This window comes from Mycolicibacterium insubricum (assembly GCF_010731615.1).
In the GTDB taxonomy this organism is placed as follows: domain Bacteria; phylum Actinomycetota; class Actinomycetes; order Mycobacteriales; family Mycobacteriaceae; genus Mycobacterium; species Mycobacterium insubricum.
Map to the genome: position 1 here is coordinate 2,448,796 of NZ_AP022618.1, position 13,560 is coordinate 2,462,355.

The window sequence follows — 13,560 nt, forward strand, 5'->3', positions numbered from 1 at the left end:
TAGCCTGCCTGAATGACCAGTGGCCCGACGGTTGGACGCCCGCTGCGCAAGGTGGCGTTCGCCAGCTTCATCGGCACCGCCATCGAGTTCTACGACTTCTACATCTATGGCACCGCAGCGGCCCTGGTCTTCCCGCACGTCTTCTTCCCGAACCTCGATCCGACCATGGCGACCATCTCGTCGCTGGCCACGTTCGCGGTTGCGTTCCTGTCGCGGCCCATCGGTGCGGCGGTCTTCGGACATTTCGGTGACCGCCTGGGCCGCAAGAAGACCCTGATCGCCACCCTGCTGATCATGGGCACCTCCACCGTCGGCGTCGGTCTGGTTCCCTCGGCGGCCAGCATCGGCATGGCCGCCCCGGCGATCCTGCTGGCGCTGCGGCTGGCGCAGGGCTTCGCGGTCGGCGGCGAATGGGCGGGCTCGGCGCTGCTGTCGGCCGAATACGCGCCGACCGAAAAGCGCGGCGCCTACGGCATGTTCACCCAACTGGGCGCCGGCGCGGGCCTGGCGGTGTCCAACCTGGTGTTCCTGCTGGCCACGGTCACCATCTCCGAGTCCAGCCCGGCGTTTTTGACCTGGGGCTGGCGCATCCCGTTCCTGTTCAGCGCGGTGCTGCTGATCGTCGCGCTGTACGTGCGGCTGAGCATCGACGAGACCCCGGTGTTCGCCGAGGAGGTCCGCCGCGGCGCGGTGCCGCGGGCACCGCTGAGCGAACTCCTGCGCAACCAGGGCGCCCAGGTGCTGCTCGGCGCCGGCTGCATGGTCGGCATCTTCACCATGAGCTTCCTCGGCGGCACCTACCTGATGAACTACGCCAACACCCACATCGGGCATCCCCGGCCGCTGGTGCTGTCCGCCGGGGTGCTGGCCGGGGTGATGCTGATGGCCTGCTCGGCACTGTCGGCGGTGCTCTCGGACCGGTTCGGCCGGCGCCGGGTGATCCTCGTCGGCTTCCTCGCCGCGCTGCCGTGGGCGTTCCTGGTGATGCCGCTGATCGACTCCGGGTCCCCGGCGGCGTTCCTGGTGGCGATCGCCGGCATCTTCTGCCTGTTCGGGCTGTCCTACGGGCCGATCGGGGCGTTCCTGCCGGAGACCTTCGCCACCCGCTACCGCTACACCGGGGCTGGCCTGGCGTTCAACCTGGCCGGGATCGTCGGCGGGGCCCTGCCCCCGCTGGTCGCCGGGGCGCTCGTGGCGGCCGTCGGGAGCTGGGCGGTGGGTCTGCTGATCGGCGGGTTCGTGCTGGTCAGCATCGGGTGCACGCTGGCGCTGCCGGAGACGCAGGGTCGGGCCCTGGCGGCCTGCTAGGGTATCGGGCAGTCCGACATCCTTTAACGATCCGTCCAGAGAGGCGGAGAAGGAGGTCCGAAACCACTCGTGGGCGCCTCAGAATCCGGGCGCGAATTGATGTCGTCGGCCGACGTCAGTCGCACCATTGCGCGGATCGCGCATCAGATCATCGAGAAGACCGCCTTGGATTCCGCCGACGCCCCGCGTGTCGTGCTGCTGGGCATCCCGAACCGGGGTCCGGAGCTGGCCGCCCGGCTGGCCACCAACATCACCGACTTCTGCGGCGTCAGCCTCGGTCACGGTTCACTGGACATCACCCTCTACCGCGACGATCTGAACTCCAAGCCGCCGCGACCGCTGGAGGACACCCGGATTCCGCCCGGCGGCATCGACGACGCCCTGGTGATCCTGGTCGACGACGTGTTGTACTCCGGGCGCTCGGTCCGCGCCGCACTGGACGCGCTGCGCGATATCGGCCGGCCCCGGGCCGTGCAACTGGCCGTCCTGGTCGACCGCGGCCACCGGGAACTGCCGATCCGCGCGGACTATGTCGGCAAGAACGTGCCCACCTCGCGCGCCGAGAACGTCGAGGTCCGCATCGCCGAACACGACGGCCGCGACCAGGTGCTCATTTCTCTCCCCGAGGAGCAGACCCGGTGAAACACCTGCTGAGCGCCGCCGACCTCACCCGCGACGAGGCGACCGCCATCCTCGACGACGCCGACCGGTTCGCCGCGGCGCTGCTGGGCCGCGAGGTCAAGAAGCTCCCCACCCTGCGGGGCCGGACCGTCATCACCATGTTCTACGAGAACTCGACGCGCACCCGGGTGTCCTTCGAGGTGGCCGGCAAGTGGATGAGCGCCGACGTCATCAACGTCAGCGCCTCGGGTTCCTCGGTGGCCAAGGGGGAGTCGCTGCGCGACACCGCGCTGACGCTGCGCGCCGCGGGCGCCGACGCGCTGATCATCCGCCACCCGGCCTCCGGTGCGGCCCATCAGCTGGCGGCCTGGACCGCCCAACCTGACTCCCCATCCGGGGGTCCGTCGGTCATCAACGCCGGCGACGGCACCCACGAACACCCCACCCAGGCGCTGCTGGACGCCCTGACCCTGCGGCAGCGGCTGGGCGGCATCGAGGGCCGCCGCGTGCTGATCGTCGGCGACATCCTGCACTCCCGGGTGGCCCGCTCCAACGTGGCCCTGCTGAACACCCTCGGCGCGGAGGTGGTGCTGGTGGCGCCGCCGACCCTGCTGCCGACCGGGGTCGCGGACTGGGGTGCGACGGTCACCGGCGACCTGGACGCCGAACTGCCCGCGGCCGACGCGGTGATGATGCTGCGGGTGCAGGCCGAACGGATGAACGGCGGCTTCTTCCCGTCGGCGCGTGAGTACTCGATCCGCTACGGCTTGTCGGAGAAGCGCCACGCGCTGCTCGCCCCGCACGCCGTCGTGCTGCACCCGGGGCCGATGCTGCGCGGCATGGAGATCGCCTACTCGGTCGCCGATTCCACCCAAACCGCTGTGCTGCAACAGGTTTCCAACGGTGTACACGTCCGGATGGCGGTGTTGTTCCACCTGCTGGTCGGCGCCGACGCCGGGGAGGAGTGAGCTGATGAGTCCCGTTCTGATCCGCGGTGTGCGGCTCTACGGTGCCGGCGATCCGGTCGACGTGCTGGTCGACGATCGCCAGATCGCCGAGATCGGCGCCGGCCTGACCGCCCCCGCGGACGCCGAGGTCATCGAGGCGACCGGCCAGATCCTGCTGCCCGGCCTGGTTGACCTGCACACCCACCTGCGCGAACCTGGCCGCGAGGACACCGAGACCATCGAAACCGGTTCGGCCGCCGCCGCTCTGGGCGGATTCACCGCGGTGTTCGCGATGGCCAACACCGACCCGGTCGCCGACACCGCCGTCGTCACCGACCACGTCTGGCAGCGCGGCCAGGACATCGGGCTGGTCGACGTGCACCCGGTGGGGGCGGTCACCGTCGGCCTGGCCGGTGAACAACTCACCGAGATGGGCGCCATGGCCGCCGGTGCCGCCCGGGTCAAGATGTTCTCCGACGACGGCAAATGCGTGCACGACCCGCTGGTCATGCGCCGGGCCCTGGAGTACGCCTCGGGTCTGGGCGTGCTGATCGCCCAGCACGCCGAGGAGCCGCGACTGACCGTCGGCGCCGTCGCGCACGAGGGCCCCAACGCCGCCCGGCTGGGCCTGGCCGGCTGGCCGCGGTCGGCCGAGGAGTCCATCGTCGCCCGCGACGCGATCCTGGCCCGCGACGCGGGTGCCCGGGTGCACATCTGCCACGCCTCCACCGCCGGCACCGTGGAACTGTTGAAATGGGCCAAGGGGCAAGGGATTTCCATCACCGCCGAGGTCACCCCGCACCACCTGCTGCTGGACGACTCCCGGCTGGCGAGCTACGACGGGGTCAACCGGGTCAACCCGCCGCTGCGCGAGGCGTCCGACGCGCTGGCGCTGCGCGCGGCCCTGGCCGACGGGGTGATCGACGCCGTGGCCACCGACCACGCCCCGCACGCGGCCCAGGAGAAGTGCTGCGAGTTCGCCAACGCCCGGCCCGGCATGCTCGGCCTGCAGACCGCGCTGTCGGTGATCGCCGAAACCATGGTCGCCCCGGGCCTGCTGGACTGGCGCGGGGTGGCGCGGGTGATGAGCGAGAACCCGGCCGCGATCGTCGGATTGGCCGACCAGGGCCGCCCGCTGGCCGTCGGGGAACCGGCGAACCTGACCGTCGTCGACCCGGAGGCCCGGTGGACGGTCACCGGTGACGAACTGGCCAGCAAGTCCACCAACACCCCGTACCAGTCGATGACACTGCCCGCCACGGTCACCGCCACACTGCTGCGCGGCAGGATCACCGCCCGCGACGGGCAGGCCCGACGACGCGAGGTGGACGCCCCGTGAACACTCCCACCCTGGTCAGCTCGCTGATCTTCGCCGCGGTGGTTGCGGTGATCGTCAGCTACCTGATCCACCTGATGCTGCGCGGCTGGCGGCACCGCGCCGAGCGTCAGGTCTCGCTGGTCGGCACCTTGCCGCCGATGCCGGAAACCGTCGGGCCGGCCGAAATCCCGGCCACCAAGGGGCTTTACGTCGGCAGCACGCTGGCACCGCAGTGGAACGACCGGATCGCCGTCGGCGACCTCGGCTACCGGTCCAAGGCCGTGCTCACCCGCTACCCCGAGGGCGTCATGTTGCAGCGGATCGGCGGCACGCCGATCTGGATACCCGCCGCCTCGATCGTGGCGATCCGCACCGAACGCGGCCACGCCGGCAAGGCACTGACCTTCGACGGCATTCTGGTGATCCGCTGGACACTGCCGTCGGGCACCGACATCGACACCGGATTCCGTGCCGATGACCACAGCGTGTACGAAACCTGGACCGGGAAGGAAGACGGATGAGCGGCAACAGGCCCGCCGTGCTGGTGTTGGAGGACGGCCGGGTATTCACCGGTACCGCCTTCGGTGCGCTCGGTCAGACCCTCGGCGAGGTGGTGTTCACCACCGCGATGTCGGGCTACCAGGAGACCCTGACCGACCCCAGCTACCACCGGCAGATCGTCGTCGCCGCCGCCCCGCAGATCGGCAACACCGGCTGGAACGACGAGGACGCTGAGAGCCGCGACGACCGGATCTGGGTGGCCGGCTACGTCGTTCGCGACCCGTCGCCGCGGGCGTCGAACTGGCGCGCCACCGGCACCCTCGACGACGAACTGGCCCGCCAGAACGTGGTGGGCATCGCCGGCGTCGACACCCGCGCCATCGTGCGCCACCTGCGCACCCGCGGATCGATGAAGGCCGGGGTGTTCTCCGGCGCCGCCCTCGACGACGCCAAGGGCCCCGAGGAACTGCTGGCCCGGGTCCGCGAGCAGCCGCCGATGCTGGGCGCGAACCTGTCGGCCGAGGTCAGCACCGAGGTGCCCTACGTCGTCGACGCCGACGGCGACGCGCGCTTCACCGTCGCGGCCATCGATCTGGGCATCAAGTCCAACACCCCGCGGATGTTCGCCGCCCGTGGCGTGCGCACCCACGTGCTGCCGTCCTGGTCGGGCTTCGACGCCATCGCCGACCTGGCGCCCGACGGGGTGTTCCTGTCCAACGGTCCCGGCGACCCGGCCACCGCCGACGCGGTGGTCGAGCTCACCCGGCAGGTGGTCTCAGCCGGAATCCCGCTGTTCGGAATCTGTTTCGGCAACCAGCTGCTGGGCCGGGCGCTGGGCTTGTCCACCTACAAGATGACCTTCGGGCACCGCGGCATCAACGTCCCGGTGATCGAGCACGCCACCGGCAAGGTCGCGATCACCTCGCAGAACCACGGCTTCGCACTGGAGGGGGAGGCCGGACAGGAGTTCGACTCGCCGTTCGGTCGCGCCGTCATCAGCCACACCTGCGCCAACGACGGTGTGGTGGAGGGAGTCCGGCTGATCGACGGCCGGGCCTTCTCGGTGCAGTACCACCCGGAGGCCGCCGCCGGCCCGCACGACGCCCAGAACCTGTTCGACCGGTTCATCGACCTGATGGAGAAGCACTGATGCCGCGCCGCAGCGACCTCAACCACATTCTGGTCATCGGCTCCGGGCCGATCGTCATCGGACAGGCCTGTGAATTCGACTATTCCGGATCCCAGGCCTGCCGGGTGCTACGCGAGGAGGGCCTGCAGGTCACCCTGGTCAACTCCAACCCGGCGACCATCATGACCGACCCGGAGTACGCCGACCAGACCTACGTCGAGCCGATCACCGCGGCGTTCGTGGAGAAGGTGATCGCCCAGCAGGCCGAGCGCGGCAACAAGATCGACGCGCTGCTGGCCACCCTCGGCGGCCAGACGGCGCTGAACACCGCCGTCGCGCTGTATGAGAACGGGGCGCTGGAACGGCACAACATCGAGCTGATCGGCGCGGACTTCGAGGCCATCCAGCGCGGCGAGGACCGGCAGAAGTTCAAGGACATCGTCGCCCGCGTCGGCGGCGAATCCGCCCGCTCCCGGGTGTGCTTCAACATGGAGGAGGTCCGCGAGACGGTCGCCGAGTTGGGCCTGCCCGTCGTCGTGCGCCCGTCGTTCACCATGGGCGGGCTCGGCTCGGGCATGGCCGCCACCCTGGAGGACGTCGAGCGGATGGCCGGCGACGGCCTGGCGGCCTCGCCGAGCGCCAATGTGCTGATCGAGGAATCGATCTACGGCTGGAAGGAATTCGAGCTCGAGCTGATGCGCGACGGCAACGACAACGTCGTGGTCGTCTGCTCGATCGAGAACTTCGACCCGATGGGCGTGCACACCGGTGACTCGGTGACCGTCGCCCCGGCGATGACGCTCACCGACCGGGAATACCAGAAGATGCGTTCCCTGGGCATCGCCATCCTGCGCGAGGTCGGCGTCGACACCGGCGGCTGCAACATCCAGTTCGCCATCGACCCGCGCGACGGCCGGTTGATCGTGATCGAGATGAATCCGCGGGTGTCGCGGTCTTCGGCCCTGGCGTCGAAGGCCACCGGCTTCCCGATCGCCAAGATGGCCGCCAAGCTGGCCATCGGCTACACCCTCGACGAGATCGTCAACGACATCACCAAGAAGACCCCGGCCTGCTTCGAGCCGACGCTGGACTACGTCGTGGTCAAGGCACCGCGGTTCGCGTTCGAGAAGTTCCCCGGCGCCGACCCGACGCTGACCACCACGATGAAATCGGTCGGCGAGGCGATGTCGTTGGGCCGCAACTTCATCGAAGCACTCGGCAAGGTCATGCGGTCGCTGGAGACCAAGCGCGCCGGGTTCTGGACCGGCCCCGACCCCGACGGCGACGACGCCACCCTGGACGCGACCCTGACGCGGCTGCGCACGGCCACCGACGGCCGGCTCTACGACATCGAGTACGCGCTGCGCATCGGCGGCACCGTCGAACAGGTTGCCGCGGCCTCCGGCGTGGACCCCTGGTTCGTCGAGCAGATCGCCACCCTGGTGGCGCTGCGCACCGAACTGCTGGCCGCCCCGGTGCTCGACGAGACGCTGCTGCGCCGCGCCAAGCACAGCGGCCTGTCGGATCAGCAGATCGCCGTGCTGCGACCGGAACTCGCCGGTGAGGCCGGTGTGCGGGTGCTGCGCGAGCGACTCGGCGTGCACCCGGTGTACAAGACCGTCGACACCTGCGCCGCCGAGTTCGAGGCGACCACGCCGTACCACTACAGCAGCTACGAGCTGGATCCGGCCGCCGAGAGCGAGGTCGCCCCGCAGGACCAGCGGCCCAAGGTGCTGATCCTCGGGTCCGGGCCGAACCGGATCGGCCAGGGCATCGAATTCGACTACAGCTGCGTGCATGCCGCCACCACGCTCAGTGCCGCCGGCTACGAGACCATCATGGTCAACTGCAACCCGGAGACGGTGTCCACCGACTACGACACCGCCGACCGGCTCTACTTCGAACCGCTGACCTTCGAGGACGTGCTGGAGGTCTACCGGGCCGAACAGGCTTCCGGGGCAGGCGGTCCCGGCGTGGTCGGGGTCATCGTTCAGCTGGGCGGGCAGACGCCGCTGGGGCTGGCGCACCGGCTGGAGAACGCCGGGGTGCCGATCGTCGGCACCAGCCCGGCCGCCATCGACCTGGCCGAGGACCGCGGCGCCTTCGGTGAGGTGCTGACCAACGCCGGCCTGCCGGCGCCCCGGTTCGGCACCGCCACCACCTTCGAGCAGGCCCGAAAGATCGCCGCCGACATCGGGTATCCGGTGCTGGTCCGCCCGTCCTACGTCCTCGGTGGGCGCGGCATGGAGATCGTCTACGACGAACAGACCCTGGCCGGTTACATCACCCGGGCCACCGAACTGTCGCCCGAGCACCCGGTGCTGGTGGACCGGTTCCTCGAAGACGCCATCGAGATCGACGTCGACGCGCTGTGCGACGGCACCGAGGTGTACATCGGCGGCGTGATGGAGCACATCGAGGAGGCCGGTATCCACTCCGGTGACTCGGCGTGCGCGCTGCCGCCGGTCACCCTGGGCCGCCAGGACATCGAGGCGGTTCGCCGCGCCACCGAGGCCATCGCGCACGGCATCGGGGTGGTCGGGCTGCTCAACGTGCAGTACGCGCTGAAAGACGACGTGCTCTACGTGCTGGAGGCCAACCCGCGCGCCAGCCGCACCGTGCCGTTCGTGTCCAAGGCCACCGCGGTCCCGCTGGCCAAGGCGTGCGCCCGGATCATGCTGGGGGAGAGCATCGCCGAGCTGCGGGCCGAGGGCCTGCTGGTGCCCGAGGGGGACGGGGCCAGCCCGTCGCCGCACGCGCCGATCGCGGTCAAGGAGGCCGTGCTGCCGTTCCACCGGTTCCGCCGCGCCGACGGGTCCAACGTGGATTCGCTGCTGGGACCGGAGATGAAGTCCACCGGCGAGGTGATGGGAATCGACGCCGACTTCGGCAGCGCATTCGCCAAGAGCCAGACCGCCGCCTACGGTTCGCTGCCGGCCACCGGCACGGTGTTCGTCTCGGTGGCCAACCGGGACAAGCGCTCCCTGGTCTTCCCGGTGAAACGGTTGGCCGACCTCGGATTCCGGGTGTTGGCCACCGAGGGCACCGCGGAGATGCTGCGCCGCAACGGGATTCCGTGCGACGAGGTGCGCAAGCACTTCCAGGAGCCGACGCCGGAGCGGCCGGCGCGCTCGGCGGTGGAGGCGATCCGGGCCGGGGAGGTCGACATGGTGATCAACACCCCGTACGGCAACTCCGGTCCCCGCATCGACGGCTACGAGATCCGCGCCGCGGCCGTGCAGATGAATATCCCGTGCATCACCACCGTGCAGGGCGCCTCGGCGGCCGTGCAGGGCATTGAGGCCGGCATCCGCGGCGACATCGGGGTGCGGTCGCTGCAGGACCTGCACAGCGCGCTCGGGGGCTGAGATGACCGGCTCGTTCGGGGACCGGCTGGCCGCGGCCATGGCCGAGCGCGGGCCGCTGTGCCTGGGCATCGACCCGCACCCGGAGCTGCTCGCGGCATGGGGACTCTCGGCCGACGCCGACGGGCTGGCCCGCTTCGCCGACGTCTGCGTGCGGGCTTATTCCGGGTTCGCGATCGTCAAACCCCAGGTGGCGTTCTTCGAGGCCTACGGCGCGGCCGGGTTCGCGGTGCTGGAACGCACCATCGCCGCGCTGCGCGCCGCCGGGGTACTCGTGCTGGCGGACGCCAAACGCGGCGACATCGGGTCCACCATGGCCGCCTACGCGCAGGCCTGGGCGGGGGACTCGCCACTGGCCGCCGACGCCGTGACGGCTTCCCCGTACCTCGGGTTCGGCTCACTGCGGCCGCTGCTGGACACCGCCGCCGCCCACGGGCGCGGTGTGTTCGTGCTGGCCGCCACGTCGAACCCGGAGGGCGCGAGCGTGCAGCAAGCCCGCACCGAGGACGGCCGCACGCTGGCACAGGCGATGGTCGACGCCGCGGCCGCGGAGAACCGCGACGCGGGTGTGCTGGGTTCGGTGGGCGTGGTGGTCGGCGCGACGCTGTCGGTGGTGCCCGACGTCTCGGCGCTGCGCGGACCGGTGCTGGTGCCGGGTGTCGGCGCCCAGGGTGGCCGGCCGGAGGATCTCGCGGGCCTGGGTGGCGCGCTACCCGGTCAGCTGCTGCCCGCGGTGTCGCGGGAGGTGCTGCGCGCCGGCCCGGACGCCGCCGCCATCCGCGCCGCCGCGGAGACCCTGCGCGACGCCGTCTCTCACCTGTTGTAGGCCCATCGCCCGTCGAACGTGGCCTTGTGTCTCATTTCTTGCCCGGACGTTGCCTACAGCGGGATCCAGACGGGGCCCAGCCAGAAGCCCCAGGCGGCGTAGCCCGGGTCGTAGACCGGGGTGACCCACTGTCCGCCGTAGTTGAACGGCTGGTGGTCGAAGCGGCCCTGCTCGATGCCCCGCCAGGCCCGATCGGGCGGCGGAGCGATGAAGCCCGCGCCACGGCCGCCGAAGTCGTGCCGTCCGCCGAAATCGCGGCCGCCGATGTCGTGGCCACCGCCGTTGCAGTTGTATCCGCAGGGGCTGCCCGGGTGCGCCGATGCGACGGCCGTACCGCCGAGCAGACCGGCGATGCCCAACCCGGCGGCGACCGCCGCCCCGGCCGCGACGGTGCGCATCCGCGTGCTGTTCGTGAGGCTGGTTTTCATGGCGGTTTCTCCTTCCGAGACTGCGAACCTTCGTCCGCTTTGACCCGACATCCAGCAGGTTAAGTAGTCGAGCTATGTATCAGCTGTAGCCGAGATGGGCGCGACAGATGAAGTCGCGACACGCGCGACACGCCGCACGACGCCCGGAATGGCCCGTTGTGGCCGCGGGTACACCCGGAAAGTTCGGCGGTATCGGTCACCCGAGGGCAAAAAATCCGCTCCCGCAACGGAAAAATACATACTGACCTGCATGTTTGTCGTCGCGGTCGGGCCGGCGGGGACAACGGCGGCATCCTGCGCGGGCCGCGCCGCCGTCGGCGACACCCGCGCCGGGAGACCCCCAACACACGGGTCCGTGCGGGTTGGCGGCGGGGGTGGGGTTAGATTTCGTCGTAGCGGCTCGGTACGGTCGTCGTCGCTGGCTGAACTACCTGGCCGAGGCACACAAGAAATGGCCAACGATTGGCTGAGATACGGAGGAACCGTGGCCCTTCCCCAGTTGACCGACGAACAGCGCGCAGCTGCGTTGGAGAAGGCTGCTGCCGCACGTCGCGCGCGGGCCGAGCTCAAGGACCGGCTCAAGCGTGGTGGCACCAACCTCAAGCAGGTGCTCAAGGACGCCGAGACCGATGAGGTCTTGGGCAAGATGAAGGTCTCTGCGCTGCTGGAGGCCCTGCCCAAGGTGGGCAAGGTCAAGGCGCAGGAGATCATGACCGAGCTGGAGATCGCCCCCACCCGCCGCCTGCGCGGTCTGGGCGACCGTCAGCGCAAGGCTCTGCTGGAGAAATTCGATCAGGGCTGATCTGACCGATAGCGCCGCCGGGGGACCGGACGGCACCGCACCCGGACGGGTGGTGGTGCTGTCCGGTCCCTCCGCGGTCGGGAAGTCCTCGGTGGTCGCCCGGCTGCGTGCCGCGTTGCCCGAGCTGTACTTCTCGGTCTCGGCGACAACCCGTGACCCCCGGCCCGGCGAGGTCGAGGGCGTCGACTACCACTTCGTCAGCCCGGCCGAATTCGATCGTCTGATCCGCGACGGCGAGCTTCTGGAGTGGGCGGAGATCCACGGTGGCCTGCAACGATCGGGCACCCCGGCCGCCCCGGTGTACGACGCGGCCCGGGCCGGACGGCCCGTGCTCATCGAGGTGGACCTGGCCGGCGCCCGCGCGGTCAAGGAGATCCTGCCCGAGGCGCTGACGGTCTTTCTGGCGCCACCCAACTTCGAGGTGCTGCGCGAACGGCTGACCGGCCGCGGCACCGAACCGGCCGACGTCCAGGCGCGGCGGTTGGAGACCGCACGCGCCGAACTGGCCGCCCAGGGCGACTTCGACACCGTCGTCGTCAACACGCAATTGGAGTCGGCCTGCGCCGAATTGGTATCCTTGCTGGTGGATCCCGGCGCCGCTGCCGCCGACTGATCCCTCCGCTGAACTTTTGACCCGTAGCCTTACCCCGTAGGAGATTCCACGTGAGCACCCCGAACGACACCCTGTCCGCCGACCAGGCCGAGGGCGGCGCGGGTTACATCGGCTCCTACGACCCCCCGCTGGGCATCACCAACCCGCCGATCGACGAGCTGCTGGACCGCACGTCGAGCAAGTACGCCCTGGTCATCTACGCCGCCAAGCGTGCGCGCCAGATCAACGACTACTACAACCAGCTCGGCGACGGGATCCTGGAGTACGTCGGCCCGCTGGTCGAGCCGGGCCTGCAGGAGAAGCCGCTGTCGATCGCCATGCGCGAGATCCACGGCGACCTGCTCGAGCACGCCGAAGGCGAGTAGCGGGCACACCCCGATGGGCAAGCGGATCGTCGTCGGAGTCGCCGGTGGCATCGCGGCCTACAAGGCCTGCGCGCTGATCCGGGCCTTCACCGAGGCCGGTCATCAGGTCCGGGTGATCCCGACCGAATCGGCGCTGAACTTCGTCGGCGCCGCCACCTTCGAGGCGCTCAGCGGCCAACCCGTGCACACCGGGGTGTTCACCGAGATTCCCGAGGTCGCCCACGTGCGCCTCGGGCAGCAGGCCGACCTGGTCGTCGTCGCACCCGCCACCGCAGACCTGCTGTCGCGGGCGGCCGCCGGCCGGGCTGATGACCTGCTGACCGCCACCCTGCTGACCGCGCACTGCCCGGTGCTGTTCGCCCCGGCCATGCACACCGAGATGTGGCTGCACCCGGCCACCGTCGACAACGTCGCCACCCTGCGGCGCCACGGCGCCGTCGTGCTCGATCCCGCGGCGGGCCGGCTCACCGGCGTCGACAGGGGCCCGGGGCGCCTGCCCGAGCCCGACGAGATCGCCGCCCTGGCCGAGCTGCTGCTGGCCCGCGCCGACGCCCTGCCGCGCGATCTGGACGGCCGTCGGCTGCTGATCACCGCGGGCGGCACCCGCGAGCCGCTGGATCCGGTCCGGTTCATCGGCAACCGCAGCTCCGGCAAGCAGGGCTACGCCGTGGCCCGCGTCGCCGCCCAGCGCGGCGCCGAGGTCACCCTGATCGCCACCAACGCCACCGCCCTGCCCGACCCGGCCGGGGTTGCTATGGTGCGCGTCGGCTCGGCCGCCGAACTTGCCGACGCCGTCGCCAAGCTGGCCCCGGAATCCGACGCGCTGGTGATGGCCGCCGCCGTCGCCGACTTCCGGCCGGTGCACGTCGCCGACGCCAAGATGAAAAAGGGCGCAGACTCCGAACCCTCGGGGATCGAACTCGTCCGCAACCCCGACGTACTGGCCGGGGCGGTATCGGCGCGGGCCGACGGCCAGCTGCCGAAACTGTCGGTGATCGTCGGGTTCGCCGCCGAGACCGGCGACGAGAACGGCGACGTGCTGTTCCACGCCCGGGCCAAGCTCGCCCGCAAGGGCTGTGACGTGCTGGTGGTCAATGCCGTCGGGGACGGCAAGGCGTTCGAGATGGACCACAACGCGGGCTGGTTGCTGTTTGCCGACGGCACCGAATCGGTGCTGGAACACGGCTCGAAGACCGAGATGGCCAGTCGCATCGTCGATGCGGTCGCCGGATTGCTGCGCGGCTGACGCCCAGGCGGCCCGGGCGGGGCGACCTGCCGTCAGCCGGTGACGCTAGGCTTTGATAAACCAACTAACGGTTCGATGGACGTGTGGGAGG

At 70.4% G+C, this 13,560-nt stretch carries 13 protein-coding genes; 12 read left to right on the forward strand and 1 reads right to left on the reverse strand.

All coding sequences use genetic code 11. The features are described 5' to 3' along the window. The first annotated feature begins 12 nt into the window (after positions 1-12). The 8 genes from G6N16_RS11760 to pyrF all read left to right on the forward strand — a co-directional run bounded on the left by G6N16_RS11760 (position 13) and on the right by pyrF (position 10,015). Entirely contained in the window at positions 13-1,308 is a 1,296-nt protein-coding gene (locus G6N16_RS11760; RefSeq protein WP_083030642.1) for an MFS transporter, read from the forward strand. 69 nt (positions 1,309-1,377) lie between these two features. Next, positions 1,378-1,950: a bifunctional pyr operon transcriptional regulator/uracil phosphoribosyltransferase PyrR gene (gene pyrR, locus G6N16_RS11765; RefSeq protein ID WP_083030643.1), complete on the forward strand. Its 573-nt coding sequence runs from the start codon at positions 1,378-1,380 to the stop codon at positions 1,948-1,950. Next, positions 1,947-2,897 (forward strand): aspartate carbamoyltransferase catalytic subunit, encoded by a 951-nt coding sequence (locus tag G6N16_RS11770; RefSeq protein ID WP_083030645.1) that lies wholly within the window; start codon positions 1,947-1,949, stop codon positions 2,895-2,897. The genes pyrR and G6N16_RS11770 overlap by 4 nt, the downstream gene beginning before the upstream one ends. Positions 2,898-2,901: 4 nt before the next feature. After that, positions 2,902-4,215 (forward strand): dihydroorotase, encoded by a 1,314-nt coding sequence (locus G6N16_RS11775; protein WP_083030646.1) that lies wholly within the window; start codon positions 2,902-2,904, stop codon positions 4,213-4,215. Then, a complete protein-coding gene (locus G6N16_RS11780; RefSeq protein WP_083030648.1) occupies positions 4,212-4,715 on the forward strand; it encodes a PH-like domain-containing protein in 504 nt (167 codons plus the stop codon). Before G6N16_RS11775 ends, G6N16_RS11780 begins: the two co-directional genes overlap by 4 nt. Then, positions 4,712-5,845 (forward strand): glutamine-hydrolyzing carbamoyl-phosphate synthase small subunit, encoded by a 1,134-nt coding sequence (gene carA, locus G6N16_RS11785; RefSeq protein ID WP_083030649.1) that lies wholly within the window; start codon positions 4,712-4,714, stop codon positions 5,843-5,845. Before G6N16_RS11780 ends, carA begins: the two co-directional genes overlap by 4 nt. Further along, positions 5,845-9,192, forward strand: coding sequence for a carbamoyl-phosphate synthase large subunit (gene carB / locus G6N16_RS11790; protein ID WP_083030651.1), 3,348 nt, complete (start codon positions 5,845-5,847; stop codon positions 9,190-9,192). The genes carA and carB overlap by 1 nt, the downstream gene beginning before the upstream one ends. A gap of 1 nt (position 9,193) precedes the next feature. Beyond that, complete coding sequence (gene pyrF, locus G6N16_RS11795) at positions 9,194-10,015, forward strand: orotidine-5'-phosphate decarboxylase (RefSeq protein WP_083030653.1); 822 nt, start codon at positions 9,194-9,196, stop codon at positions 10,013-10,015. A gap of 53 nt (positions 10,016-10,068) precedes the next feature. Here pyrF and G6N16_RS11800 read toward each other — a convergent pair whose 3' ends face one another. Continuing rightward, positions 10,069-10,443, reverse strand: coding sequence for a hypothetical protein (locus tag G6N16_RS11800; protein WP_234805829.1), 375 nt, complete (start codon positions 10,441-10,443; stop codon positions 10,069-10,071). Between the two features lie 484 nt (positions 10,444-10,927). Here G6N16_RS11800 and mihF point away from each other — a divergent pair, with 484 nt between their 5' ends. From mihF to coaBC, 4 genes are all read left to right on the forward strand, one after another. Further along, positions 10,928-11,245: an integration host factor, actinobacterial type gene (mihF, locus tag G6N16_RS11805; RefSeq protein ID WP_083030684.1), complete on the forward strand. Its 318-nt coding sequence runs from the start codon at positions 10,928-10,930 to the stop codon at positions 11,243-11,245. A gap of 1 nt (position 11,246) precedes the next feature. Next, positions 11,247-11,858: a guanylate kinase gene (gene gmk, locus G6N16_RS11810; protein WP_234805831.1), complete on the forward strand. Its 612-nt coding sequence runs from the start codon at positions 11,247-11,249 to the stop codon at positions 11,856-11,858. Between the two features lie 71 nt (positions 11,859-11,929). Further along, positions 11,930-12,223 (forward strand): DNA-directed RNA polymerase subunit omega, encoded by a 294-nt coding sequence (rpoZ, locus tag G6N16_RS11815; protein ID WP_283165309.1) that lies wholly within the window; start codon positions 11,930-11,932, stop codon positions 12,221-12,223. A 13-nt stretch (positions 12,224-12,236) separates the two neighbouring features. Next, complete coding sequence (coaBC, locus tag G6N16_RS11820) at positions 12,237-13,469, forward strand: bifunctional phosphopantothenoylcysteine decarboxylase/phosphopantothenate--cysteine ligase CoaBC (RefSeq protein WP_083030657.1); 1,233 nt, start codon at positions 12,237-12,239, stop codon at positions 13,467-13,469. Positions 13,470-13,560: the final 91 nt, after the last annotated feature.